The sequence below is a fragment of the Streptomyces sp. NBC_00654 genome (assembly GCF_026341775.1).
Classification (GTDB): domain Bacteria; phylum Actinomycetota; class Actinomycetes; order Streptomycetales; family Streptomycetaceae; genus Streptomyces.
The window spans coordinates 4,295,969-4,314,654 of record NZ_JAPEOB010000001.1 but is presented as its reverse complement, the minus strand read 5'-3'; the positions used below and the strand labels follow the sequence as shown (position 1 = coordinate 4,314,654).

Genomic DNA, 18,686 nt, shown 5'->3' with positions numbered 1-18,686 from the left:
GTGTCCGTGCACGATCTTCGTGATGGCCATACCCGGTTCCGCAGGGACGTCTATCCGGCCAGGGCGGGGCTCTTCTCGCGTCTCGCCACCACACACCGGCCGAAGACGCTGTTCATCAGCTGTTCCGATGCCCGGGTCGTCCCGGAGATGATCACGCAGAGCGAGCCGGGTGAGCTGTTCGTGATCCGCACCGCCGGCAATCTGGTCCCCGCGTACGGCCCGGGAGCCGACGGCGTCACCGCGAGTATCGAATACGCCGTCGCCGTTCTGGGCGTGAGCGACATCGTCGTGTGCGGGCATTCCGCCTGCGGGGCGATGACCGCCCTGGCCGAGGGCCACGACCTGAGTGGCGCCCCGGCCATCGCCGGCTGGCTGCGCCACGCGGACGCCGCCCTGGCCCGTGCCGCCGCGGTCCCCGCGGCCCGCACCGCGTCCGGCGCCCCGGACCGGGCCGGAGTCGCCGCTCTGGTACGGGCGAACGTAGCTACCCAGCTGCGGAATCTGGCCACCCACCCCTCGGTGACCCGGGCCCTGGCCGAGGGCACGGTCACCCTGCGGGGCTGGGTCTTCGACATCGCCACCTGCACCGTCGAAACGGTCGACGACACGACAGTCGCGGCCTGACCCGTTCCGCGGGAACCACCACCGGCCGCCACCCGGCGACCGGCTCACACAGAAGGAATTCCCCATGACGCACGCCCAGTTCGACCCGGCCCCCCGTCAGGCTCTGGCCGCCGCCGCGGTCGCAGCCAAGACCCGCAAGGACCTCACCTGGCAGCAGATCGCGGACGCGGCCGGTCTGTCGCCGGCGTTCACCACCGCCGCCGTACTGGGGCAGCACGCCCTGCCGGAGCAGTCCGCGCAGGCGGTCGGCGAGCTGCTGGACCTGGACGCGGACGCGGTGACGCTGCTGCAGACCATTCCGACCCGCGGTTCCCTCCCCGGCGGCATTCCCACCGACCCGACCATCTACCGCTTCTACGAGATGCTCCAGGTGTACGGCACCACCCTCAAGGCCCTCGTCCATGAACAGTTCGGCGACGGCATCATCAGCGCGATCAACTTCACGCTCGACGTGAAGAAGGTCGCCGACCCCGAAGGCGGCGAGCGCGCGGTGATCACTCTGAACGGCAAGTACCTGCCGACCAGGCCGTTCTGACCGCGGGGCGGGCGGCGGCCGCTTCTCCGTCCCGCCGCCGCCCGCGCCCACGGACGGCACCTCCGGATCAGCCGGCGGTGAGGCCGCGCCGGTCGCGCGCAGCAGCCGGGCGGCGCCCGCCTCCAACGGGCCCCGCCTGCCTGCCCCCCTGTCGAGCCCGGACACCGCCGCGGTTTCCACCGGCACTGCACGGGCCCGCGCCGCCGTCTGCGTACCCGCTCGTGCTCAGCCGAGGGCGTCGTACTCCGGCGGAGCGTCGGCCGACTCGGGCCGGTCCGTCCAGTACCGCTCCCCGTGGAGGGCCAGCATCGCCCAGTGCCACGCCTCGTCGTGGAAGACCAGCCCCCGGAACGGGGCGTCGGCCGGCTCGTACGCGTACCGCTCCTCGGCGGCCGCCCGGGACTCGGCCGGGGACAGGTTCCCGTACCGCCTCATCACCCAGGCGTAGCGCCTCCGTTCATCGCGCAGGTACGCGGCGTACTCCTCCTCGCTCCACGTCACACCCTCCACTCTATGCAGCGGCGTCCCCGGCGGATGCCGCCCGGGACGCTCGCGCGGCCGTCCGTGACGTGCGTGTCGGACCACGGCGCACCGACCGGGTAGCCGCTGCCGGGCCGCTGCCGGTCACCAGCGCAGTGCGGTGAAGTCCACGGGCCGGGGGGTCAGTTCCTGAGTACGTGCCGTCAGCCGGCGCATGCGCTCCGCCATGTCCGCGGCCGGGAGCCGCTTGCGGTCTCCGTGCCCCGGCAGCAGCCACTCGAAGCGGAGGCCGTCCGCGGTTCGCGCCAGCGAGGCGGCCAGCTCCCGGATGGAGTACCAGGTGACGCTCTCCGCCACTTCGATGTCACCTGTCGTACGGGACCAGTAGAAGCTGTCGCCGCTGAAGCAGTACGTCTCGTCCGCGACATAGAGCACGCTGCCCTCGGTGTGACCGGGCAGCGGGTGGGCGAGCATCCCCTCGGCGATCTCGACGGTGCCGGTGCCCCGGATGATCCGGTCGGCGTCCGGCGCGGCGTCGAGGTCGCCCTCGTGGATCCACAGCCGGGCGCCGAAGTGGTCCGCGTACCGACGGCCGTGCGCGGCGTGGTCCCGATGGGTCAGCAGGACGTCGGTCACATCGGCGATGGTGTCGTACCGGGCGGCCAGCGCCGGGCTCCAGCGAGGCGTGTCCACGAGCATCGCCGTACCGGAAGAGCGCCGGACGAGGTAGGAGTTGGCCCCCGCGGTGTGCGTCGAGTTCTGCCCGCACAGGAGGACGGTGTCATCGAGGGGCAACGGGAAGGGGTCCAGCGCGGGGTCGAGCCGCTGGGAGGTGTGCCGGATGGAACGGGTGTGGCAGGCGAACGCGGCGGCGAGTAAGCGGCCGGCCTCTTCCTCGCCCTGTGGCTGGCGGTAGATCTCGGACCGTCCGTCGACCTCACGGATCAGGTCCGGTGCGTACTGCCTGGCGACATCGCAGTTCGTGCAGCGATCGTCCACGTACCAGCCTCCCGTCTCCTCCGCCGCTCCGGCTGCTGCTGGGTGGGCAATGTGGGCGTGATCCATGGCTTCCTTCACTCCTCGCGGTGTGTACGGGTCCTGCGACCAAGAGGTATCCCGGCGGCTGCCGGAAGGGGAAGGGGAGCCGGCTCTTGATTTCGGTGGCGACCACGCCTCTCGGAACGGAAGCCCGCCGCTGCCCGGAAGGGGTTCCCGCGCATGTCCGGATGTGACAGGAAGCCGTCATTGCGGCCGCTGGCTAGTCGGGGGTGACGCTGGATGCATGCCCAGCACCCGCCGGATCGTCATCGCCGTCCTTCCCGATGTCGACCTGCTCGATGTCACCGGACCGGCCGAAGTGAGACACCGGCCTCGCGGAGTTCGCCCAGGGCGCGGTGTGTGGTGTCTGCGGCGACGCCCGCGGTGTAGTCGAGCAGGACGTGTGCGGCGAATCCGGCCCGTACGGCGTCCAGCGCGGTGGCCTTGACGCAGTGGTCGGTGGCGATGCCGACGATGTCGACAGCGGTGATGTCCCGGACCTTGAGCCAGTCGGCCGGCGAGGTGCCGTCTTCGGCCGAACCTTCGAAGCCGCTCTTCGGGGCGGAGTGCGCCCCCTTGTAGAGGACCTCGTCGACAGCCTCGGAGGCGGGGGCGAACCCGGGATGGAATTCAGCAGAACATGGTGGACCGGTCGCCGGGTGACCTGCACGCCGCGAACCGGGCTCTGAAAGAGAGTTGTCCTGGTGGGAGTGCCGGGCAACGAGGGCGATGGCCGGGCGCCGGCGGTCCCCGGAGGTGCTCGCCGGCCGGCCTCACCAGGTGACCGGCAGTTCGGCCACGCCGCCGAGCTGGACGTGGACCGCGACGCTGCGGACCTGATGCGAGGGGACGTCCAGGCGGATCGTCGGGATGCGGTGCAGGAGGGTGGTGAGGGCAATGTCCATTTCGGCACGGGCCAGGTTCTGGCCGACGCATTGGTGGATGCCGAAGCCGAAGGCGACGTGGCGGCCGGTCCTGCGGTGGACGTCGAACGTGTCGGGGCTGTCCCAGACGTCCGGGTCCCGGTTCATCAGCATGGTCGAGAAGAGGACGCCGTCGCCTGCCTCGATGGTGTGCCCGGCGATGTCGATGTCCTCGACCGCCACACGGGGGAGCGCGTCCGTGACGGAGCTGATCCGCAGCAGTTCCTCGACAGCGCCGGGCATCAGCGAGGGGTCCCGGCGCAGCCGGTCGAGCTGGGCGGGGTGGTCGAGCAGGGCGAGGACGGCGGTGGAGAGGGTGGTGGAGGTGGTTTCGTTCCCTCCGGACATCAGAACGACGCACGTCATCGCCAGTGTGTCGAGGTCCTGCGGGGTCAGGGGGCGGTGGGCGGCGACGAGGTCGTCGATGAGGTCGTCGCCGGGGGCGCGTTGCCGGTCCGTGAGCAGACGCTTGAGGTAGTCCAGGAGCTGGGCGAGCAACTCTTCCGGGGTGCGGCCGTCCTCCTCGTCGACCGGCGAGAGGAGTCGTGTGATCAGCGCGTCGACGTGCGGGCGGTCCCGGTGCGGCATCCCCAGCAGGGCGAACGTCGTGTCGGAGGCCAGGGGCATCGCGTAGGCGCGGACCAGATCCGCCCGGTCGCCCGCGGCGAGCATGGCGTCGACCAGCCGTGCGGCGGTCCGCTCGATGGCCGGACGCAGGGCAGCGATCCGGCGGATGCCGAAGGCGGACGAGATCCACCTGCGCTGGCGGGCATGGAGGGGGTCGTCCACGCCGATCAGCGGGAGGCCGGGCATCTGCCGCGAGGCCATGCTCTCGGTCAGGCTGGGGAAGGAGGGATGCGCCGTGTCGCAGGAGATCCGCGGGTCGAGGATCAGTGCCCGGCCCACGTCGCTCCCGGAGACGAGCCAGACACTTCGTCCGTCGTACAGGGACACCCGGGACAGCGGACGGTGCTCGCGCAGCGGCCCGTATCCGGCGGGCATGGCGTAGGGGCAGGTGCGTTCCATCGGGTAGCTCGGGGTCGGGAGGGCTGGGGACGATCCGGCGGTGGCTGTCACGTTGTTCCTCACCTCTTCGGCCCGTGCACGGCGAGGCGGTCGCGTACGGGCCGGCGCTTCGGCGCCGCCTCGTGCGGGCGCGGCGTGCCCGGCCGACGTGCCGACGGCCGGAGCAGAACCTGACTGCCAGCCTGCCGCCCCGGGTGGCCCGTACCGTCCCTGACCGTGCAGGTTCACGCATATGGGGTACACGGCGCTCCTGTGTGCGCCGGACATACGGGGGCAGGAGCCGTTCTGGTCGTCCCTCCGCGTCGTTGTTCCGTGTACCGCACGGCCGAGGCCGCCGGGCGGGAGGAAGAGCGGAAGGAGGGCCGGCCGTGGACACGGACGCACGCCGTCAGGGGGAAGACGCACAGACAGGCGGGGGGCTCCTGGAGATCGCCGCAGGAGGGTGCTTCTCGCGCGCACTGGCCGTGGCGGCCAGACTGGGGATCGCGGACATCCTCGACGGCGCCTCCATGACGTCCGACGACGTCGCGGAACGGACCGGCAGCGACCCGGAGGTGATGCTTCGCCTCCTCCAGGCCCTGACCATGCGGGGAGTCTTCGTGCGCGAGGAGGACGGGCGGTTCCGGCTCGCGGAGAGCCACGCCGCCCTGCGCAGCGACCATCCCCGTTCCCTGCGTCACCACTGCATCCTGCTGGCCGAGACCTACGACGACGCCTTCGCCGGGCTGCTCGGCACGGTCATGACCGGGCGCTCCGGGTTCGAGGAGGTCTTCGACGTACCGCTGTACGAATACCTCGGCCGGACACCGGAGAGGGAGCAGGTCTTCGACGCCGCGATGGCGGAGCTGGCGCGACCGACGGCCGCGGCGTTCGCCGAACAGTTCTCCTTCTCCGCGCCGGGACGGCTGATCGACGTCGGCGGCGGGAACGGCACGCTGCTCATGTCGCTCCTGGCCCGCGACCCGGGCCTCGAAGGGACCTGTGTCGACCGGCCGGGCGTCTGTGCCCGGGCGGCGGCCCGCATGGCGGAGGCCCCGGACCGTTCGCTCGCCGACCGGATCCGCTTCCAGCCGGCGGACATCTTCGAGGAAGTGCCCGAGGGCGGCGGGCTCTACCTGCTCAAGAACGTGCTGCACGACTGGTCGCCCGAGCAGGGAACACGCATCCTCACCGCGGTACGGCGGGCCATGACCCGCACCGCGCAGACCCTTGCCCGCACAGGACCGCGGCCCAGGCTGATCGTGCTGGAGCCCCTGCTCGACCGGGAGTCGGACGGGGCTCACGCCCTCTACCAGATGGTGCTCGGCGGAAAGGAGGTCCGCGGGTTCCGGACCGCCGACGACATCTGGCGACTGCACACTGCCGCCGGCCTCGAACCGCTCTCCGTCACGCGCCTGTCCGACGGACACCACGCCTTCGAGAGCGGATGTCCCGACTGATCCGGCCGCCGGCGTGGATTCGCGGGTGAGGCGCTCGCGGCCGTTCACCCTCTTTCCACATCCCCCCACGTGGGCTCCCGGTGGGCGGCTGGACCCGACAACCGCTGATCCACCAGGAGCCTCGCCGCGTCGCCCGGAAAGCGGCTGGCCGGCAGGTCATCCATCCGAAAGCCGTTCGTGCAGGTCCTCTGCGAAACGCGTTCGGCAGACGCCGTGGACGATGGCGTCCGGGGACTGGTAACCCCGGTGTTCCGGGGCCGAGACCACCTGATCCCACTGAGTCACCTCGCCGCTGAGCGGCGATGGGCGTCCCAGATACGCCTGCGCGGCCTCTGCCAGTTCCCACTCACCGGTCACCACCGAGTGCCAGAACCTGTGGCCCTGGCCGACCACCCACAGGCACAGATCCTCGGTGCTGTCCTCGGACCAGACCGATCCGTCGATGTGTACGCCTTCCGAGAAGTCGATCAGCGAGTCCGCCGCATCCAGGTATGCCAGCGCGAACTCCTCAAGAATCTGTCGTGGCTGTGCCATCAGCCATGTCTCCAGGGCGGACAGGCGTGGCCTTGTCACATCCAGGACTTCCCAGAACCAGTCAGGACCTTGCCCCAATCCCGCTCACCCGCCTTCGCTCCACCGGCAACTTCCGTCCGATCGTAGGAGAGCAGGACACCCGCACCGACCACGGCCCCGCTGCCTGCGCATCTCGGCCCGGGAAGGACGCATCCGGGAAACGTCCCGAACGAGCGGTACTTCCAGCGGCCGCACGGGGGTGCTCCGGCGTACCGAACAAAGGCCTCAGTAAAGAGAGTTGGACTACTGGTAGGAAAGTTTACTGTCAGCTAGCATTCCGGGCGGCGGCTCGGCGCGGTGCCCGCCCCATGGGCATGACGCGCTCAGTGAGAGCTCTGGCCCGGCCGCCACGACGTCGCTGCCCGCCCGCGCGCACGGGCCGGGACGCGACATCACGTACCAATGCCCAGCTCTCGCCACCCCCAAGGCCAGGAGTCCAGGGATGTACCCGAACCGCTCAGTCCTGCCCCATCCGACACGACGCCATACGGTGGGCATGGTCATCGCCGCCGTACTGCTCCTCGTCATCAGCCTGTTGCTCGCCTACCCCGACCGGGCCGGCGCCGCCGCGGATCCCCTCCTCTCCCGCGGGAAGCCGGCCACCGCGTCCTCCAGCGAGGATTCCGCGCTCGGCCCGCAGAACGCGTTCGACGGCGACCCCGCCACCCGCTGGGCCAGCGCCGAGGGCAAGGATCCGCAGTGGATCAGTGTCGATCTCGGGGCGGCCGCCGACATCACGCGGGTGGCTCTGACCTGGGAGGACGCATACGCCAAGGCGTACCGGATCGAGGTCTCCGGCGACGGCACCACCTGGACCCGGCTGGCCGAGGAGACGGCCGGGAACGGCGGCACCGACGACTGGCCCACCGTGTCCGGCAAGGGCCGCTACGTGCGCGTCCAGGGCACGGCGCGCGGCACCGCCTACGGCTACTCGCTGTACGAGGTCGAGGTGTACGGCACCTCCGAGGGAACGCCCCCGGAAACCGGTGCGTTCACCGTGGTCGCCGCCGGTGACATCGCCGCCCAGTGCACCGCCTCCGACAGCGACTGCGCCCACCCCAGGACCGCCGCGCTGGCACAGCAGATCAATCCGAAGTTCTACCTGACGATGGGCGACAACCAGTACGACGACGCCCGGATCTCCGACTACCGCGCCTACTACGACAAGACCTGGGGCGCCTTCAAGAACAAGACACGCCCGGTACCCGGCAACCACGAGACCTATGACCCGGCCGGACCCCTCGTCGGCTACAAGACGTACTTCGGGGCGATCGCGTACCCCCAGGGCAAGAGCTACTACAGCTTCGACGAGGGCAACTGGCACTTCATCGCCCTCGACTCCAACTCCTTCGACCAGAGCGCCCAGATCGACTGGCTCAAGGCCGACCTCGCCAAGAACAGCAAGGCGTGCATCGCCACCTTCTTCCACCACCCGCTCTACTCCTCCGGCGGTCACGGCAACGACCCGGTGAGCAGGCCGGTGTGGAAGATCCTGTACGGGGCGAAGGCCGACCTCGTGCTCAACGGGCACGACCACCACTACGAGCGGTTCGCCCCGCAGAACCCCGACGGGAAGGCGACGGCCGACGGGCTCACCGAGATCATCGGCGGGATGGGCGGCGCCGAGCCCTACCCCATCGAGAACGTCCAGCCCAACAGCCAGAAGCGGATCAGCGGTGAGTACGGTGTCCTGAAGCTGGACTTCACCGACTCCGGCTACAGCTGGAACTACGTCGGCACCGACGGGAAGAACAAGGACACCAGCCCGAAGTACACCTGCCACTGATGTACCTGGCGACCACAGGCCGCCGGGACACACCGGCACCGCCCCGCTCCGGCGGGGCGGGCCGGCGTGTCCCCGGCACCGTCCTGGCACTCGGCACGGTCAGCCTCGTCACGGACATCTCCTCCGAGATGGTCACCGCGGTGCTGCCGCTCTACCTCGTCCTCGGGCTTGGTCTCTCACCTCTTCAATTCGGCTTCCTGGACGGCTTGTTCAACGGCGCCGCCTCCATCGTCCGGCTGCTCGGCGGGCATGCCGCCGACCGCGGCCACCGGCACAAGCGCGTCGCCGGGCTCGGCTACGCCCTCTCCGCCTGCTCACGGCTCGGCCTGCTGCTCGCCGGCGGCGCGACCGCCGGAATCGCGGCCGCCCTCGCCACCGACCGGGTCGGCAAGGCCATCCGTACGGCGCCCCGCGACGCGCTCATCACCCTGAGCAGCCGGCCCGAAACGCTCGGCCGGTCCTTCGGCGTGCACCGGGCGATGGACACCACGGGGGCCCTGCTCGGTCCGCTCGCCGCGTTCGCCCTGCTCTGGGCGACCGCCGGCGCCTACGACGCGGTGTTCGTCGTCAGCTTCTGCGTCGGCCTGCTCGGGGTGCTGCTGCTCGTCCTGTACGTTCCCGGGCCGTCCACGGCACCGTCCTTCGAACCGGCACCGAAGGCGGCTCCGAAGGCGGCCCCCCGCAAGTGGAACGCGTTCGCCGCACTCCGCGATGCCACGTTCCGGCGGATCCTCGGAGCGGCCGCCCTGCTCGGCGCCGCCACGGTGGGCGACGCCTTCGTCTATCTCCTGCTCCAGCGCGGCCTGGACCTTCCCATCGGCTGGTTCCCGTTGCTGCCGCTGGGCGCGGCGGCGTGCTACCTGCTGCTCGCGGTGCCGGCGGGCCGAATCGCGGACCGGGTCGGCCGGCGTCTGCCGTTCCTGTTCGGACATCTCGCGCTGCTCGGCGTGTACGCCACACTCCTCGCCCCCGCCGGTGGCCCGGCGCCGCTTCTCCTCGTCCCGGTCCTCGTGCTGCTCGGCGTCTTCTACGCCACCACCGACGGGGTGCTGATGGCCCTCGCCGGGCCCTCACTGCCCGCGGACGGCAGGGCGGGCGGACTCGCCCTGCTCCAGACCGGCCAGGCGCTCGCCCGGATGGTCGCCGCGGCCGGCTTCGGCGCCGCGTGGACCCTGTGGGGGCCGCGCCCCGCGCTGTGGGCGGCGCTCTCGGTCCTGGTCGCCGCGCTCGCGGGCGGCTGGGCACTGCTGCCGCGCAACCCGTCCGGCTCCCCGGCCCCCGAGGGGCCGGAAGCCCAGATCCCCGAGAGGCGGACCGCATGAGACTCAGGTTCCCGACACCCGCCGGGCCGCTCGGCCCCCGTTCCCGTGTCGCGGTCGTGGCGGCCGCGGTGCTGCTCCTGGGGGGCGGCTCCCTCGGGTACGCGCTGCACGCCGAGAACCGGACGGAGGGTCAACAGGTGGAGGCCGACGCCTCGTTCGCGCTCGAAGGGCCCGCGCTGTACTTCCGGGACTCGGCCACGGGACGCGTGGCGCACCAGCCGCTCGCCGCGGGCCCCGATACCCGCACCACCACCCGGGTCCGCAGCACCACCGGGGCCCGCACCACCGGCGGCCCCGCCTGCGACCGGTTCTACGCCGCCGGGGACAACGCGCTCTGTCTGCGCGCCGAACCCGGGGTGCTGCCCAAGACGTACGCCGTCGTCCTCGACCGGCGACTGCGCGAGACGCGGCGCGTCACCGTGCCGGGTGTTCCCACCCGGGCGCGTGTCTCGGCCTCCGGAACGATGCTCTCCTGGACGGTGTTCGCCACCGGTGACTCCTACGCCACCACCGCCTTCTCCACCCGGACGGCCGTCCTCGACCTGCGTACCGGCTATCTCATCAAGTCCATCGAGGAGATCCCCCTCACCATCGACGGGGCCCGCTACCACTCCCCCGACGTCAACTACTGGGGAGTGACGTTCGCCCGCGACGACAACCGCTTCTACGCGACCGTCTCCACCAAGGGCCGCACCTATCTCGTCGAGGGCAACATGAAGGACTGGTCGGCGAAGGCGCTGCGGCAGAACGCCGAGTGCCCCTCTCTGTCGCCCGACAACACCCGGGTCGCCTTCAAGAAGAAGGTGTCCGACGACCCGGCGGCACCCTGGCGGCTGTACGTCCTCGACCTGCGGACCATGCGCGAGACACCGCTCGCCGAGACCCGCAGCGTCGATGACCAGGCGGCCTGGCTGGACGACGACACGGTGGCCTACGCGCTGCCGGGCGCGACCGCCCGGTCGAGTGACATCTGGGCCGTTCCCGCGGACGGCACCGGGAAGCCCCGGGTGGCCGTGGCCGGCGGGTCGTCCCCGGCGGCACTGCGCTGACCCGTGCCCTCACCGCCGCCGGGCGGTGAGGGCGAAGGACGGGTGGGCACCGGTCCGAGGCCGGGGACCTTCAGGAACAGCGGCATCCCGTCCGGGGTCCGGTCGACGACATGGACCGTCGGTTTCGCCACGTCGTCGAACGAACCGCCGGCCCCGGCAGGTGTGAATCCAGCGCGCGGGAGTCCGCCGGTGGCGTCGCCGCGACCGCCGTCGTGAGCCGGCCGGGGATCGCCGGACAGCGCTTAGGCTTCCGCCTGACACCGGCCTCGACCTCAGGAGCACACCACCGTGTTCGACCCCGTACCGGAGTACCCGTTCCCCGACAGCCGTCGACCGGACGAGGCCCCCGCGCCACACGCACTGCTCGCGCCCGTGCTCGGTCTCCTGGGCAGCTGGCACGGCCGGGGGCAGGGCGAGTACCCCACGCTCGCCGGGGACTTCACCTATGCGCAGGAGGTCACCTTCAGCCACGACGGCCGGCCCTTCCTGCACTACGAGGCCCGTGCGTGGCTGCTCGACGCCGACGACGCGCCGCTGCGCCCGTCGGCCCGGGAGAGCGGCTGGTGGCGACTCCAGCCCGACGGCCGGGTGGAGGCACTGATCACCCAGCCCACCGGCATCGCGGAGATCTCGGCCGGCCGCGCAGCCGACGGCACGGTGGATCTCACCACCCACGAGGTGGCCCTCACCCCCACGGCCAAGGAGGTGAACGCCACCCGTCGGCGTTATGTGCTGGCCGACGACGGCACGCTGACGTTCGTCCATGACCTCGCGGCGGTCGGCCAGTCGCTGCAGCACCATCTGTCGGCATGTCTCCGGCGCCGTAAGCCGGCCGCCGTGCCCCTCGACGAGAGGCGGCGTGCCGGTCAGCAGTAGGGCGCCTGGCTGGTCAGCGAGGACGCGAGGCGGACCCACACCCCGAAGAGCCGGTACAGGACGGGCAGCGACCCCTGCGCCTGGACGGTCCGCGAGTCCGTCGCCGTCACCCCGGGGATGCCCTGGAGCATGGAGGCGATCGAGGCCGACTGCCAGCGGACGGTGAGGGTCGCCCGGCTGTCCACCGTCGCCGGGCGGGTCGGCGGCGTGGCGAGACGGGTGGCGACCGCTTCCTCGATGGCCGCCCGCGCCTCGGCCGCCGGGCGCAGCTCCGCGGCGAAGCGGTCCTTCGCGTACTTCACGGCCACGGTGGTCACGGTGCCGTCCCACGTCGCCATCTCCTCGCAGGCGCTGTCGTCCCCGGTGAGGACGAGTACGGGAACGCCGATGGCCGCCGCCGCGGCCTGGGCCAGGCCGATCTCGCCCACGGGCGCCCCGTCCAGCCACATGTCCTCGATCTCGTGTCCCAGGAAGCTGTGGCTGAGCACTCCGAGCGCTCCGGCCCGCGCGTGGTAGCCGACGCAGATCACCGCGTCGTGCTCGGGGCCGAGCCCTTCGAGCATGCCCATGTTCTTGGGCTTCCCCCGGATCAGGCGGACCGCGGGGTGGAGCGTCTCGGGCAGCAGGTTTCGCATGGGGCCGTGCGCGTCGTTGACGGTGATGTCGGTGGCTCCGGCCGCGAGGGCGCCCCGGACAGCGGCGTTGACGTCCTCCGCCATCATCAGCCGCCCGCGCTCGTAGTCCCGGCCTCCGGGCTGGACGTCCTCGACATCGACCAGTCCGGTGATGCCTTCCATGTCCACGCTGATGTAGATCCGCACAGCACGTTCTCCTCGGGCTCGCTCACCTGCCGACTCTCCACCGGAGAACGTAGCAAGGGCGTGACCGTACGGTACGTGTATCAGTCACCCAACAGGCCGGAGGACCCCTGGCCCGAGGTCACACCGCTTCAGAGGGCCGCGGCCGCCTCGGCCCGTTCCGACCGTGTCGGCTTCAGTGCGGCTCGCGTGATGTTCCGCGCCATGCCACCGAACACGACGGAGTGGAAGGGAAAGACGCTCCACCAGTAGGCGTGGCCCAGCAGCCCCCGGGGATGGAACAGCGCGCGCTGTCTGTACCGGGCACCGCCCTCCCCGTCCTCCTCCGCGTACAGCTCCAGCCAGGCCAGTCCGGGCAGCCGCATCTCGGCGCGCAGCCGGAGCAGATGCCCGGGCTCGATCTCCTCGACGCGCCAGAAGTCCAGCGCGTCGCCCACTCTGAGCCGTCCGGCGTCCCTGCGTCCGCGCCGCAGGCCGACACCGCCCACGACACGGTCGAGCCACCCGCGGACGGCCCAGGCCAGCGGGAACGAGTACCAGCCGTTGTCGCCTCCGATGCCTTCGATGACACGCCACAGCGCCTCGGGGGACGCGTCGATGCCCGTGTCCCGTTCATCGGTGTACAGGCTGCCGCCGGCCCAGTCCGGATCGGTGGGCAGCGGGTCGCTCGGTGCGCCGGGTACCGAGGCCGAGGACCACCGCGTGGTCACGTTCGCCTCACGCACCCGCTGCAGCGCGAGGGTGAGCGCCCGCCGGAAGGTGAAGGGCTGCCCCGGGGCGTCGGGCACATACCGCCGGATGTCGTGTTCGGCGCAGACGACCTCGTACTTCAGCGACTCCGCGAGCGGCCGGGCGATCGAGCGGGGCACCGGTGTGACGAGTCCGATCCAGTGGCTGGACAGGCGTGGCGTCAGCATCGGGACGGGCAGGATCAGCCGGGGCCGCAGCCGGGCGACGGCGGCGTACTCCTCCATCATCTCCCGGTACGTCACGATGTCGGGGCCGCCGATGTCGAAGGTGCGGTTCACCTCGGCGGACATGGCGGCGCTGCCCACCAGGTACCTCAGTACGTCACGGACGGCGATCGGCTGGATCCTGGTCGACACCCAGCTCGGGGTGACCATGACGGGCAGGCGTTCCGTGAGGTAGCGCAGCATCTCGAAGGAGGCCGAGCCCGAGCCGATGATCACGGCCGCGCGCAGCACCGTGGCCGGCACTCCGGACCCCAGCAGGATGTCGCCGACCTCCGCTCGCGAGCGCAGGTGCGGCGACAGCTCGTCCCGCGGTACGCCGACGGGGGTGAGGCCGCCCAGATAGACGAGGCGGGACACCCCGGCGGCACGTGCCTGTTCGGCGAAGTTCCGGGCCGCTTCACGGTCCGTGGCCTCGAAGTCCCGGCCGCTGCCGAGCGCGTGCACCAGGTAGTAGGCGACGTCCACCCCCCGCATGGCGGTACGGAGCGATTCCGGGTCGAGGACGTCACCGCGGACGACGTCGGTCCGGCCCGTCCAGGGGTGGTCGCGCAGCTTCTCGGGAGTCCGCGCGAGGCACCGTACGCGATGCCCGGCGTCGAGCAGCTCGGGGACGAGCCGCCCTCCGATGTAGCCGGTCGCACCGGTCACCAGGCAGTGGAGTCCCGGCGCGGTGTCCTGCTGGTCCATGGTGCCTCCGAATCTCGCGGTCACCGGCCCTTCCACCGTGCCCGCCCCCGGCCGATTCCGCTTCCGGAGCTGTGGGGACCCGCCAGAGGCTGTCCCGTAGGCCCCGGCGGGCGCGAGATGTACGGGACGGGCTTCAGAACGCTCCCCCGCTGTCCACCCACGTGATGTCCTCGCGTTCCCACGGCTCGACGTGTACACGGCTCTCGCCCAGCCGTCTGCGGCGTTCCTCGTCGAGGGTGGTCATCACCGGTTGCGGGAGCGCGGCGCAATGGGCGCGGAAGGGGTCATGGCGCTGCGGCCAGGCGCTCAGCGCGAGCCAGACGAGGGGGACGGCGATCATCAGGCCGGTGATCACGGTGAGGAACAGGGCGAAGAGTATGTCGGCCAGGTCGGAGGCCACCGGCTCGTGCCAGAACGCCAGCTGGACGGCGTAGAAGAAGGACAGCGCGAACGCGGTGGCACACGCGGTGACGCCCAGGCCGTCCTTCCGGCGGCCTGCCCAGCGGGGCACCGCGGCATCCTGTTCACGGAGGAACGCCTCGCACCGCACGCGCAGTCCGGTGTCCCAGCGAAGCCGGCGCAGGGTGACGGGGGCGCGGCAGCGTACGGCGTCCAGCAGGGCGTCGCAGAGCGGATGGCCCGTATCACCGTCGCCGGTCGCATCCAGCCGCCCGTCGCCGTCGATCCGCAACCGGCCCTGGAGCAGCAGCGCCGCGGCCGCGTGCTCGACGGCGTCATGCGTGTCGCCCGCGGTGGCCGCCGCGTGACAGGGGTCGATGTCCATATCGCCCAGCTGAGCGGCGGCTGCCCGGTCGGCCCTGGCGCGTAGCGTCCAGAGGACGGCCAGGACGGTGTACACGCCCGCCGCGCTTGCCAAAGCGGTTACTGCCAGCTGGAGTTGGGTCATACGGTCCATGGTGGCAGCGGCCCCCGGGCCGGGCCAGAGTCCGGCGGGAGAAGCGGTTGCCCCCGGTCGTCCCGTGGCCGACCCGCACGAACCTCACGTACCCCGGCGTACGCTCCGTCCGGCGGGCCGCACCGGGCGGGCCAGCCGCCCGTCCACCAGTTCCAGCACGCTGTCCCGATGGCGTTCGCGCACCGTGCGGTCATGGGTGACCATGACGACAGGGCCGGTGAACCGCTCCACCGCTTCCCGCAACTGCTCGACCAGAGCCAGGCTGAGGTGGTTGCCGGGCTCGTCGAGCAGCAGCAGGTGCGGGCGTTGCGCGAACAGCAGCGCGAGTTCGAGGCGCCGCAGCTGGCCCACGGACAGCCGGTTGACCGGAGTGCCGAAGTCCGTGGCCGCGAACAGGCCGAACCTGGTCAGTTCCGCCGCGGCGTCGTCGACGTAGGCCGACCGGTGGGCGGCGAAGGTGTCCAGCAGGCCGCGCCGCTCCTGGGTGAAGTGGCTCTCCTGCGGCAAGTGGCCGACGCGCACCCCCGGTTCGCGTACGACCCTCCCTGCGTCGGGCGTCGGCCGGCCCGCCAGTACGGACAGAAGGGTGGACTTACCCGCACCGTTCGGTCCGGTGATCACGTACCGCGTGCCCGGGGAGAGTTCCAGGTCCACACCGCGCAGCACATCGCCGACGACCAGTCCTTCGGCCCTGATCAGCACTCCTTCGGGCACCTCCCCGGTCGCGGGAGGCCGGAAGGCCAGGGGCTCGGGCGGGCGCGGCACCTCCTCGTCCAGCAGCCGTCCCAGTTGCTGCCGGGCCGCGCGGTTCGCACGGGCGGCCGCGGCCTCCGCGGCGCTTCCGGCGGCGTTGTAGGCCAGTTTGTCGGCGTCCCGGATTCCGCTGAAGGTACGGCCCGACCGGGCGGCCCGGTCGAGTCTCCGCCGTGCCTCGGCCAGCTCCTGGTGCCAGTCGCGGTACTGCTGCCACCAGCGTGCGTGCGCCGCCGCGCGGTCGTCGAGGTAGTCGCGGTATCCGCCGCCGTAGCGCACGGTGGAGCCGTGGGGGCCGTCCAGATCGACGATGGCCGTGACCGCGGTGTCGAGCAGGACCCGGTCGTGCGAGGCGATGAGGCACGGCCCCCGGTACCGGCCCAGCCACTGGACGAGCCAGTCCACCGCGCGGTCGTCGAGGTGGTTGGTCGGCTCGTCCAGCAGCAGTCCGGCGGGTTCCCTGAGGACCAGGGCGGCGAGTCCCAGACGCGACCGCTCGCCGCCCGACAGCGTCGCGGTGGGGCGTGTCCGGTCCAGTCCGCCGAGACCGAAGACGTCCAGCACCTCACCGATACGGGCGTCGAGTTCCCATCCGCCGCGCCGGGCGAACTCGTCCTGGAGGCTGCCGTACTCGCTGAGCACCTCGCCCGGGTCACCTTCGCAGGAGGCCATCCGCTCCTCGGCGGCGCGCATCCGTTCGGCCAGTTCGCCGAATTCGGCGGTGGCCCGGACGAGTACGTCCTCGATGACCGCGTCGGCCGGGAAGCCGGGCTCCTGCGGCAGGAATCCCACCTGGCCCGCGACCGCGCGCACGACCCGACCGCGCCGCAGCGGCAGTTCACCGGCGAGTGCGCGCAGCAGCGTCGACTTGCCCCGGCCGTTCTCGCCGATCAGGCCCACCCGCTCGCCGCGGGAGACCTTCAGCGAGACGTCGCGCAGCACCTGGCGGTCCCCGAGCACGCAGTGCACGTTCTCGGCCAGGAGGTGTGCGGAGTGGTGGTCGCCGGACAGGACGTCCTGCTCGTCGGCGCGGTCCCCAGGTGTGCCGGACATCTTCAGGAGAGTGTTCCCTTCCGGTCGGTGGTGAACGTGTGAGGTGACGCCGCGGCGGGAGCCGTCATTCCGCGTCCGGCGCTCCGAGCAGGCCGCGGACCTCTTCGGCGCTCGTCTCCCGCAGTTCCTCCTCGACCAGCAGCCAGCGGGTGATGCCGATGGATTCGAGGAAACGCAGGTCGTGGCCCGCGATCAGGAGTGCGCCCTCGTAGTGGTCGAGCGCGCTCGTCAGCTGCCGCACGCTGGCCATGTCGAGGTTGTTGGTCGGCTCATCCATCACTACCAGTTGGGGGGCGGGTGCGGCGAGCATCGTCGCCGCGAGCGCGGCCCGGAAGCGCTCCCCGCCCGAGAGGGTGCCCGCCGGCTGTTCGGCGCGGGCTCCCCTGAACAGGAACCGTGCGAGCTGGGAGCGGATGTGGTTGTCGTCGACACCGGGAGCCATGCGCGCCACGTTCGCCGCGATGCTCAGCTCCTCGTCCAGCACGTCCAGGCGCTGCGGAAGGAACCGCAGCGGCACGAACGTCCTGGCCTCGCCGGCCAGGGGTGCCAGCTCTCCGGTGAGGGTGCGCAGCAGCGTCGTCTTCCCGGCCCCGTTGCGCCCGACCAGGGCGATGCGTTCGGGACCGTGCACCTGGAGGTTGCCGTCCAGCAGCTTGCCGTACCGCGGGCGGAGCTGTTCCAGGGTCAGTACGGTGCGGCCGGCGGGCACGGCCGTACGGGGCAGGCTCACCCTGATCTCGGCGTCGTCGTGGATCGCGTCCGCGGCCTCCTCCCTCCGCTCGCGTGCCTCGTGGAGGCGGTCCTCGTGCAGTCCGCGGAGCTTGCCCGCCGACTCCTGCGCGGCCCGTTTGCGCGCACCGGCGAGGATCTTCGGCAGCCGCCGCTCTGCCTCCACCTTCCGGCCCTGCCGCTCGCGGCGGGCCAGTTTGATGTGGGACTCCTCCAGTTCGCGTTTCTGCCGCCGCACGTCCGCGTCGGCGGCCCTCAGCATGCGCTCGGCGGCTTCCTGCTGGGTGGCCAGGGCCTGTTCGTACGCCGACCAGCCGCCCCCGTACCAGCTCACGGATCCCGATCGCAGTTCGGCGATGCGGTCCACGCGCTCCAGCAGCTCACGGTCGTGGCTGACGACGACCAGCACACCGGAGCGCCAGGAGTCGACCGCCTCGTACAGCCGGCGCCGTGCGAACAGGTCGAGGTTGTTGGTCGGTTCGTCGAGCAGCAGAACGTCGGGGCGCTCCAGCAGAAGCGCGGCCAGGCGCAGGAGTACGGTCTCGCCGCCGGACATCTCGCCCACGGTCCGGTCCAGTTCGACGCCGTCGAGGCCGAGTGAGTCCAGGGTCGCCCGTGCCCGCTCCTCCACGTCCCAGTCGTCGCCGATGACCGCGAAGTGCGCCTCGTCCACGTCTCCCCCCTCGATGGCGCTCAGCGCGGCCCGCCGCTCGGCGATACCCAGGGCCTGGTCGACGCGGAGTGTCGTGCCGAGCGTGATGTTCTGCGGCAGGTAGGCGAGTGTTCCGCCGACCGTCACCGACCCCTGGGAGGGACGCAGCAGGCCTGCCAGGAGGCGCAGCAGAGTGGACTTCCCTGTGCCGTTGGCACCGACGAGGCCGGTGCGTCCCCGGCCGATGCTGACGGAGAAGCCGTCGAAGAGGGGGGTGCCGTCCGGCCAGTTGAAGGACAGGCCCGAACAGGTCACGGAGGCGCTGGGCAGGGTGGGGTTGGCCATGGAGGTCCTCGCAGTCGCAAGCGCGGTGTACAGGGGGCTTCGTATGCGAGCACCACACGGCGACCAAGCCGGGTAAGAGGGGAGTGCG

17 protein-coding genes and 1 pseudogene are annotated in these 18,686 nt (G+C 71.6%); 7 read left to right on the top strand and 11 right to left on the bottom strand.

All coding sequences use genetic code 11. The annotated features are described in order from the left end of the window. The first annotated feature begins 6 nt into the window (after positions 1-6). Both OHA98_RS18370 and cynS read left to right on the top strand, forming a co-directional pair. A complete protein-coding gene (locus tag OHA98_RS18370) occupies positions 7-624 on the top strand; it encodes a carbonic anhydrase (protein WP_266927107.1) in 618 nt (205 codons plus the stop codon). A gap of 64 nt (positions 625-688) precedes the next feature. After that, the gene (gene cynS, locus OHA98_RS18365) at positions 689-1,159 is read left to right on the top strand and encodes a cyanase (protein ID WP_266927105.1); all 471 of its coding nucleotides are present in this window, start codon (positions 689-691) and stop codon (positions 1,157-1,159) included. 225 nt (positions 1,160-1,384) lie between these two features. Here cynS and OHA98_RS18360 read toward each other — a convergent pair whose 3' ends face one another. From OHA98_RS18360 to OHA98_RS18345, 4 genes are all read right to left on the bottom strand, one after another. After that, positions 1,385-1,660 (bottom strand): hypothetical protein, encoded by a 276-nt coding sequence (locus OHA98_RS18360; protein ID WP_266927103.1) that lies wholly within the window; start codon positions 1,658-1,660, stop codon positions 1,385-1,387. A gap of 123 nt (positions 1,661-1,783) precedes the next feature. Next, entirely contained in the window at positions 1,784-2,704 is a 921-nt protein-coding gene (locus tag OHA98_RS18355; protein ID WP_266927101.1) for an MBL fold metallo-hydrolase, read from the bottom strand. A gap of 275 nt (positions 2,705-2,979) precedes the next feature. Continuing rightward, a complete protein-coding gene (locus OHA98_RS18350; protein WP_266927946.1) occupies positions 2,980-3,408 on the bottom strand; it encodes an isochorismatase family protein in 429 nt (142 codons plus the stop codon). A gap of 42 nt (positions 3,409-3,450) precedes the next feature. Then, positions 3,451-4,677, bottom strand: a complete 1,227-nt coding sequence (locus tag OHA98_RS18345) for a cytochrome P450 (protein ID WP_266927099.1) — start codon at positions 4,675-4,677, stop codon at positions 3,451-3,453. 317 nt (positions 4,678-4,994) lie between these two features. Here OHA98_RS18345 and OHA98_RS18340 point away from each other — a divergent pair, with 317 nt between their 5' ends. Next, on the top strand, positions 4,995-6,065 hold the full coding sequence (locus OHA98_RS18340; protein WP_266927097.1) for a methyltransferase: 1,071 nt from the start codon (positions 4,995-4,997) through the stop codon (positions 6,063-6,065). A gap of 156 nt (positions 6,066-6,221) precedes the next feature. On the opposite strand, the gene OHA98_RS18335 is transcribed toward OHA98_RS18340, so the two are convergent. Further along, complete coding sequence (locus tag OHA98_RS18335) at positions 6,222-6,599, bottom strand: hypothetical protein (protein ID WP_266927096.1); 378 nt, start codon at positions 6,597-6,599, stop codon at positions 6,222-6,224. 481 nt (positions 6,600-7,080) lie between these two features. Here OHA98_RS18335 and OHA98_RS18330 point away from each other — a divergent pair, with 481 nt between their 5' ends. The 3 genes from OHA98_RS18330 to OHA98_RS18320 are packed head-to-tail and all read left to right on the top strand — an operon-like array spanning position 7,081 to position 10,795. Beyond that, entirely contained in the window at positions 7,081-8,424 is a 1,344-nt protein-coding gene (locus OHA98_RS18330; RefSeq protein WP_266927094.1) for a discoidin domain-containing protein, read from the top strand. Beyond that, positions 8,424-9,746: an MFS transporter gene (locus tag OHA98_RS18325; RefSeq protein ID WP_266927092.1), complete on the top strand. Its 1,323-nt coding sequence runs from the start codon at positions 8,424-8,426 to the stop codon at positions 9,744-9,746. Before OHA98_RS18330 ends, OHA98_RS18325 begins: the two co-directional genes overlap by 1 nt. Then, positions 9,743-10,795, top strand: coding sequence for a hypothetical protein (locus tag OHA98_RS18320; RefSeq protein ID WP_266927091.1), 1,053 nt, complete (start codon positions 9,743-9,745; stop codon positions 10,793-10,795). The genes OHA98_RS18325 and OHA98_RS18320 overlap by 4 nt, the downstream gene beginning before the upstream one ends. A gap of 68 nt (positions 10,796-10,863) precedes the next feature. On the opposite strand, the pseudogene OHA98_RS18315 reads toward OHA98_RS18320, so the two are convergent. Next, positions 10,864-10,953 (bottom strand): annotated as a pseudogene (locus tag OHA98_RS18315) (RidA family protein); the annotation flags it as partial. Positions 10,954-11,083: 130 nt separating this feature from the next. On the opposite strand from OHA98_RS18315, the gene OHA98_RS18310 reads away from it, so the two are divergent. Then, positions 11,084-11,671: an FABP family protein gene (locus OHA98_RS18310; RefSeq protein WP_266927089.1), complete on the top strand. Its 588-nt coding sequence runs from the start codon at positions 11,084-11,086 to the stop codon at positions 11,669-11,671. On the opposite strand, the gene OHA98_RS18305 is transcribed toward OHA98_RS18310, so the two are convergent. From OHA98_RS18305 to OHA98_RS18285, 5 genes are all read right to left on the bottom strand, one after another. Next, positions 11,662-12,492: a M55 family metallopeptidase gene (locus OHA98_RS18305; RefSeq protein ID WP_266927087.1), complete on the bottom strand. Its 831-nt coding sequence runs from the start codon at positions 12,490-12,492 to the stop codon at positions 11,662-11,664. The genes OHA98_RS18310 and OHA98_RS18305 overlap by 10 nt on opposite strands. 128 nt (positions 12,493-12,620) lie before the next feature. Continuing rightward, a complete protein-coding gene (locus OHA98_RS18300) occupies positions 12,621-14,150 on the bottom strand; it encodes an SDR family oxidoreductase (RefSeq protein WP_266927085.1) in 1,530 nt (509 codons plus the stop codon). A gap of 133 nt (positions 14,151-14,283) precedes the next feature. Continuing rightward, positions 14,284-15,057, bottom strand: a complete 774-nt coding sequence (locus OHA98_RS18295) for a hypothetical protein (RefSeq protein WP_266927083.1) — start codon at positions 15,055-15,057, stop codon at positions 14,284-14,286. A gap of 93 nt (positions 15,058-15,150) precedes the next feature. Further along, positions 15,151-16,872, bottom strand: a complete 1,722-nt coding sequence (locus tag OHA98_RS18290) for an ABC-F family ATP-binding cassette domain-containing protein (protein WP_266927081.1) — start codon at positions 16,870-16,872, stop codon at positions 15,151-15,153. Between the two features lie 64 nt (positions 16,873-16,936). After that, entirely contained in the window at positions 16,937-18,598 is a 1,662-nt protein-coding gene (locus OHA98_RS18285; RefSeq protein WP_266927079.1) for an ABC-F family ATP-binding cassette domain-containing protein, read from the bottom strand. Between the last annotated feature and the right edge of the window lie 88 nt (positions 18,599-18,686).

Excerpts from the sequence above, each read along its gene's own strand:
- cynS (WP_266927105.1), top strand. The coding sequence starts at position 689 with ATGACGCACGCCCAGTTCGACCCGGCCCCCCGTCAGGCTCTGGCCGCC.
- OHA98_RS18355 (WP_266927101.1), bottom strand. The coding sequence starts at position 2,704 with ATGGATCACGCCCACATTGCCCACCCAGCAGCAGCCGGAGCGGCGGAG.
- OHA98_RS18335 (WP_266927096.1), bottom strand. The coding sequence starts at position 6,599 with ATGGCACAGCCACGACAGATTCTTGAGGAGTTCGCGCTGGCATACCTG.
- OHA98_RS18330 (WP_266927094.1), top strand. The coding sequence starts at position 7,081 with ATGTACCCGAACCGCTCAGTCCTGCCCCATCCGACACGACGCCATACG.
- OHA98_RS18325 (WP_266927092.1), top strand. The coding sequence starts at position 8,424 with ATGTACCTGGCGACCACAGGCCGCCGGGACACACCGGCACCGCCCCGC.
- OHA98_RS18320 (WP_266927091.1), top strand. The coding sequence starts at position 9,743 with ATGAGACTCAGGTTCCCGACACCCGCCGGGCCGCTCGGCCCCCGTTCC.
- OHA98_RS18300 (WP_266927085.1), bottom strand. The coding sequence starts at position 14,150 with ATGGACCAGCAGGACACCGCGCCGGGACTCCACTGCCTGGTGACCGGT.
- OHA98_RS18295 (WP_266927083.1), bottom strand. The coding sequence starts at position 15,057 with ATGACCCAACTCCAGCTGGCAGTAACCGCTTTGGCAAGCGCGGCGGGC.
- OHA98_RS18290 (WP_266927081.1), bottom strand. The coding sequence starts at position 16,872 with ATGTCCGGCACACCTGGGGACCGCGCCGACGAGCAGGACGTCCTGTCC.
- OHA98_RS18285 (WP_266927079.1), bottom strand. The coding sequence starts at position 18,598 with ATGGCCAACCCCACCCTGCCCAGCGCCTCCGTGACCTGTTCGGGCCTG.